Source organism: Micromonospora sp. KC723, from assembly GCF_004348595.1.
Classification (GTDB): Bacteria; Actinomycetota; Actinomycetes; order Mycobacteriales; family Micromonosporaceae; genus Micromonospora.
Genome location: NZ_SMKD01000224.1, coordinates 1 through 5,454, shown reverse-complemented (window position 1 = coordinate 5,454; position 5,454 = coordinate 1). Strand labels below are relative to the sequence as shown.

The 5,454-nt window shown below is 74.1% G+C and carries 6 protein-coding genes; 4 read left to right on the top strand and 2 right to left on the bottom strand.

The features are described from left to right. Both accD and E1165_RS27670 read right to left on the bottom strand, forming a co-directional pair. On the bottom strand, positions 1–875 hold an 875-nt coding region (gene accD / locus E1165_RS27675; RefSeq protein ID WP_132394646.1), incomplete at its 3' end, for an acetyl-CoA carboxylase, carboxyltransferase subunit beta. Further along, positions 872–1,210 (bottom strand): TcmI family type II polyketide cyclase, encoded by a 339-nt coding sequence (locus tag E1165_RS27670; protein WP_132394645.1) that lies wholly within the window; start codon positions 1,208–1,210, stop codon positions 872–874. The genes accD and E1165_RS27670, both read right to left, overlap by 4 nt. Positions 1,211–1,617: 407 nt before the next feature. On the opposite strand from E1165_RS27670, the gene E1165_RS27665 reads away from it, so the two are divergent. The 4 genes from E1165_RS27665 to E1165_RS27650 all read left to right on the top strand — a co-directional run. Continuing rightward, positions 1,618–2,451, top strand: a complete 834-nt coding sequence (locus E1165_RS27665; protein WP_132394644.1) for a BTAD domain-containing putative transcriptional regulator — start codon at positions 1,618–1,620, stop codon at positions 2,449–2,451. Positions 2,452–2,681: 230 nt separating this feature from the next. Beyond that, positions 2,682–3,029, top strand: a complete 348-nt coding sequence (locus E1165_RS27660) for a TcmI family type II polyketide cyclase (protein WP_132394643.1) — start codon at positions 2,682–2,684, stop codon at positions 3,027–3,029. A gap of 14 nt (positions 3,030–3,043) precedes the next feature. Beyond that, positions 3,044–4,393 carry an NAD(P)/FAD-dependent oxidoreductase gene (locus tag E1165_RS27655; protein ID WP_132394642.1) on the top strand — a complete coding sequence of 450 codons (1,350 nt, stop codon included), beginning with the start codon at positions 3,044–3,046 and terminating at the stop codon, positions 4,391–4,393. Positions 4,394–4,613: 220 nt separating this feature from the next. Continuing rightward, a partial coding sequence (locus E1165_RS27650) for a hypothetical protein (RefSeq protein ID WP_132394641.1) occupies positions 4,614–5,454 on the top strand: 841 nt, incomplete at its 3' end.

The window sequence follows — 5,454 nt, the reverse complement described above, 5'->3', positions numbered from 1 at the left end:
GGGCCGGGGGGGGTGGGGTGGGGGGGGGGGCGCTCCTGCCGGGGCACGCCGCTGGTCGGCGCCGGTCGCCGCCCGGCCCGGGCGGCGGCGAGCAGCGCCACCAGCCGGCCGCGCAGCGCGTGCCGGGGCACCACCATGTCGACCTGGCCGTGGCGGAGCAGGAACTCGGCGGTCTGGAAGCCCTCGGGCAGGTCCCGGCCGGTGACCTGGCGGATCACCCGGGGCCCGGCGAACCCCATCCGGGCGCCGCTCTCGGCGAGCACCACGTCGGTGTTGGTGGCGAACGACGCGGCCACGCCCCCGTACGTGGGATCGGTGAGCACGCTGACGGTGAGCAGGCCCGCCTCGCGCAGTCCGGCGACCGCCTGGCTGACCGTGGCCATCTGCATCAGCGACAGGACGCCCTCCTGCATCCGCGCCCCGCCGGAGGCGGTGACCAGGACCAGCGGGATCCGCTCCTCGAGCGCCCGCTCGGCGGCGCGGGTGATCAGCTCGCCGACGGCGGAGCCGAGGCTGCCGCCGAGGAAGCGGAAGTCCATCACGGCCAACGCGCAGGGATGCCGACCGATGGTGGCGGTGCCACAGACCACGGCCTCGGCGAGGCCGGTGCCGGCCCGCGCGGCGCTGAGCCGGTGCGGGTACGGCAGCACGTCGACGAAACCGATCGGGTCCACCTCGGCCGGGCGCTCGGGCAGCGGGGTGAACGAGCCCGGGTCGACCAGCTGGGCCACCCGTTCCGGCGCGTCGAGGCGGGAGTGTTCCCCGCACTCCGGGCACACGTCGAGGTTGCGGCGCAGCCGTTTGCGGTACAGCAGGCTGGCGCAGCCGGCACAGCGGGACCACAGTTGCCCCTCCCGCGGGGCGGTGGCGGTCACGCCCGCTCCCCGACGTCGCTGGCGTCGAAGCGGTAGAAGCAGTGGGCCATGGCGTCGCGCGGTTCCCGCCAGGTCGGCAGGTACGGCGAGATGTAGCGGCGCAGCCGCTCGCTGACCCGGACGAACTCGGGATGCCCGCGGGCCGCCTGGACCGCCCCCTCCGTCGCCGACTCCGTCTCCAGCAGGTGCACGTAGAGGTCGTGCAGGCGGTAGAGCGAACGGTGCCGCACCCCGACCAGACGGGGCAGCTCCGTCGCGTCGGACTCGGCGAAGATCTCGGCGACCTGCGCCTCGGCGGTGGGAACCACCTTCGCGACGATCAACGAACGGTCCATGGCTGGGCCTCCCCCCACGGCCGACCGGCGCGGAGTGGACCGCGCCGGCCCGGCCGGACGACTCCCGACACGATGCGGCGGGCCCCGTCACCAGGGCGTCAACGCGTACCCACCGGCCCCGCACCGCCGTGACGATGCGTTGACGCAATCTGTGTATGAGCTGTGCAAAGATCCACTCCGGATAGCCACTCTGGCCAGTTCAGAGCCGCTTTCGCGGCCAGGTTCCGACCAACGGGCAATCGACACCATCATTGACTGAGAGTTACCGTGATTGATAATCTTCGGGACGGTCAGCCCGGTGGCCGCGGCGCGACGCCGTACCGCGGCGCAGCGACTCAGACAGTGAGGTCACGGGCAGCCGCGCCGGGACACAGAATCGGGACCGGGGTTCCGCAGGAGGTGCCGCCGTGGCCGCTGATCCGTCCATGTCGACCACCGGGTCACGACCCGGCACGTCGATCGCGCTGCACCTGCTCGGCGGCTTCCGGCTGCTGCACGGCGACACGCCGATCGTGGTACCACGCGGCCTGCAACGGGTCATCGCGCTGATCGGTCTGCGTCCCGGCGCCACCCGCGCCCACCTCGCCGGCCTGCTCTGGCCGGACGCGCCAGAGGAGCGGGCGCTGTCGTCCCTGCGTACGGCGCTGTGGCGGCTGCGCCAGGATCCCTGCTGCCCGCTGGTCATCAGCGGCGACACGGTACGGCTGGACCAGCGGGTCCGGGTGGACGTGGACGCCCTCGTCGGCGCCGCCGCCCGGGTCCGCGACGGTGGCCACCCGGGTGCCGCCGGGGCGCTCGCCGCCGGCCGGCACGACCTGCTCCCGGGCTGGTACGACGACTGGGTGCTCGCCGACCGGGAGCGGCTGCGTCAACTGCGCCTGCACATGCTGGAGGACCTGGCCGACCAGCACCTGGCCGCGGGGCGGCACGGCGAGGCGCTGGAGGCCGCCCTGGAGGCGATGTCCGCCGAACCGCTGCGGGAGACACCGCACCGGCTGGTGGTGCGCATCCACCTGGCCGAGGGCAACGCCTTCGAGGCGGTGCACGCCTTCTACGTCTACCGCGACCTGCTCCTGCGCGAACTGCGGCTCGAACCGTCGGCGGCGATGACCGCGCTGCTGCAGGACACCCTGGCCCCGATCCACCAGGCCACCCGGGGCCGCTCCGCCACCACCGCACGCCCCGCGCCCGCCGTCCGGCTGGCCTCCACCCCCACCGACCGCCGCGCCGGCCGGCCCTGACGCCACCGGCGCCGCGCAGACCGGGCCGGACCAGAGGCCACCGTGGCTGGCCCGCACGCACTCCCGGCCCGGTCGGTGCCGCGGACCCGCGTCGCGCACACGGGTTCGACCGGCACGTCACGGGCAACGAGCGCCGCGTGACGGAGAGGTGACAGAAGGGACGGCAGGGTGGAGCCCACAGCGGTCCGTGGCCTCCGAACTGGGCGGGCGCCACCGACGGAAGGGGTTCCATGAGTCGTCTACTGATCGTCAGCAGGATCATCCCCGGCTCGGAGGGTCGGGTGGCGCAGATCTTCGCCGAGTCCGACGCCACCGAGTTGCCCACCCTGACCGGCGTCCGGCACCGGTCCCTGTACTGCCTGCACGACCTGTGTGTCCACCTGATGGAAACCGGGGACGTGGACCCGGACGCGCTGGCTAACGCCCGCAACCACCCGCTCTATGTGCAGGTCAACGAGCGGCTTTCCGCGCACACCTCGCCGTACCTGCCGACCTGGCGGTCCCCGCGGGACGCGATAGCCGGCTGCTTCTACCGCTGGGACGCCGCCGAGGTGCCGTCGCCCCGGCCGGCCCGGTGAACGGGGCGGCGCGGATGGCTTCCGGACCACCCCACGTCCTGATCATCGGGGCCGGCACCGGTGGGCTCTGCCTGGCTCACGGCCTGCGCCGCGCCGGCATCAGTGTCGCCGTCTACGAGCGGGACCGCAGCCGCGGCGAGGGCCTGCTCGGCTACCGCATCGGCATCGGACCGACCGGCAGCAAGGCGCTGCGGGAGTGTCTGGCACCGGAACTGTTCGACGTCTATCTGGTCACCTGCGCCCGCTCCCCCCGCTACTTCAACGTCATCACGCAGCGGCTGCGCCAGACCGCGTCGTTCCCGCTGCGCCCCGACACCGACCCGGTCGAGACCGAACGCTCGGTGGCCCGGATGACGCTGCGCCAGGTGCTGCTCACCGGCATGGCGGACGTCGTCCACTTCGACAAGACCTTCACCCGCTACGAGCAGCGCGACGACGGCACGGTGACGGCGTACTTCGCCGACGGCACCAGCGCCACCGGCGACCTGCTGGTCGCCGCCGACGGCACGCACTCGGCGGTCCGCCGCCAGTACCTGCCGCACGCGGTCGTCCGGGACGCCGGCACCATCAACATCGCCACCCGGATCCCGCTGACCGCGCACACCCGCCAACTCCTGCCCGAACGGGTCGAGAAGGGCATCTCGCTGATCTTCGGAACCTGCGGTGTGATGGGTGTGCTGCACGTCATGGAGTTCAGGTGGGACCGCGACGGCCAGCTCAAACCCGACGTCAGCGACGACGAGGCGGCACTGCTGCACGGCTGGCCCGGCCGGGCGCACGACAACACCCGCGACAACATCAACTTTATCGTCTGGAGTACCGCCCGCCGGTTCCCGCCCGACATCACGCAGCGCCGGGGCGAGGAGCTCGTCAAGGTCGCCCAGAACCTGACCCGCCACTGGCACCCCAACCTGCGCGAGCTGCTCGCCCGCAGCGACCCCGGCAGCGCCCTGCCGATCAGGGTGGCCACCAGCGAACCGATCCCGGCGTGGAAGAGCAGCACGGTGACGCTGCTCGGCGACGCCGTCCACACCATGACCCCGGGCCGGGGGGTCGGCGCCAACACCGCGTTGCGCGACGCCGCCCTGCTCTGCCGGCACCTGCGCCAGGCCGCCGCCGGCGACAAGACGCTGGTGCAGGCGGTGGCCGACTACGAGGCCGAGATGGTGCCGTACGGCTTCGCCCGGGTCGCCGACTCGTTGCGCCGCAGCGGCACCAGCGGCGACGACCGGATGTACAAACCGGTGGTCGGTCGGCTCGCCCTGCTCGGCGCGCGCGGCTACTTCGGCGTCACCAGCCGGGTGCCCCGACTGGCCCGCCGCTTCGTCAACGACTTCTACACCTATCGCGGCGAGGACGACTGAGTCGCCCGCCGGGTCGCGACGCCGGCACCTCGTCGCGGCCCGGCGGGTCGGTGGACACGAGAACGGCATACGGTCGGTCATCCCGCCACCACGCCCGGGCACCGGCTGTCTCACCTGGGCCGCGATGACCGATCCTCCCTGTCGCCCGATGTGCGCGTGTGCGAAGCTGCGCCGAGTTTGCTTCGCGACTTTCACGACGTACGCAAGAGGGAGGTTCGCCGTGCCGTCGACTTTCGGGCAATGGCTGATCGTGATCCTGGCCCTGCTGCTGGGCGGAGCCGCCGGCTGGCTGGCACGTGGCCGGCAGCCCGCGACGACCACCACCGCTCCGGTCGGGCCCACCATGGACGGTGACCCGGTCGTCGGCCTCACCGAGGCCGAGAAGGCCGAGGCCGCCGCGACTCTCGACACATCCCGCCCGGAAGCCACCACGGACCGCTTCCCCGCGCCCGCCGCCGTCGTCGACGAGCCCATCGACCGGGAAGTCACCCTCGCGCCGGCCGACACGTCCCCGGCGACCGACGCGCCGGCCGACACCGACCGGGAACCGGCCGTCGCCGCGCCGGCCGCCGACGCACGGCCCCCGGCCGTCGCGCCGGCCCCAACCGAGGTGGACGCCGCCACGGACACCCTGCGCCACGACGCGTCCCCGGCCGACAGCGCCACCGACGAGCCGGCCTCGCCGGTCCCGCCGGCGGCACCCGGCGAGGAGCCGGCCGGGGCGGACACCGGCCACGACGACACCGAGGGGCGCGTGACCCCGGTCGTCGGCAAGGCCGGGGACGCCGCGCCGGCCGAGGAGGCACCGGTGACCGGCGAGGCCGAGGCGCGCCCCGCCCCCGCCGCATCCGTGGTGGCGGAGGCCCCCACGCCGGCAGCGACCGACGCCGAGACCGCCAGCCCGGCGGCGACCGAGCTCGGGAAGCCGGAGACGGCTGCGCCGGGCATCCCGGCTCCGCGCACCCCGGTCGAGGACGCCGAGCCGACCGCCGAGGTCGGTACCGCCGACCGGGCGATCCCGGACGACACCGGTCCCACCCCGGAACCGGCCACCGCCACCC